The sequence below is a fragment of the Roseibium sp. RKSG952 genome (genome assembly GCF_009711355.1).
Genome location: NZ_SMMF01000055.1, coordinates 1 through 228 on the forward strand (window position 1 = coordinate 1; position 228 = coordinate 228).

A 228-nucleotide genomic window follows, 5' to 3' on the forward strand; every position below is an offset into this window, starting at 1 on the left:
GGCTTCGCGAAACTCGAATGGCAGAAGCTGCGCGAACGCAACGAGGCGCTGGACTGCCGGGTTTATGCCCGCGCGGCCGCCTGGATTGCGGGCACGGACCGATGGCCGGAGGCGCGGTGGGCTGATCTGGAAAGACAGGTGGCACCAGCCGTCTGCGGGGAAAGCGCTGAACCGCCTGTCAAGACACGCCCTGTGCTGCGCCGGAGATCTGTCCGGTCAAGCTATATG

The 228-nt window shown here is 65.8% G+C and carries 1 protein-coding gene; it reads left to right on the plus strand.

All coding sequences use genetic code 11. The features are described 5' to 3' along the window. A partial coding sequence (locus E1297_RS49400; protein WP_209015508.1) for a terminase gpA endonuclease subunit occupies nucleotides 1-228 on the plus strand: 228 nt, incomplete at both ends.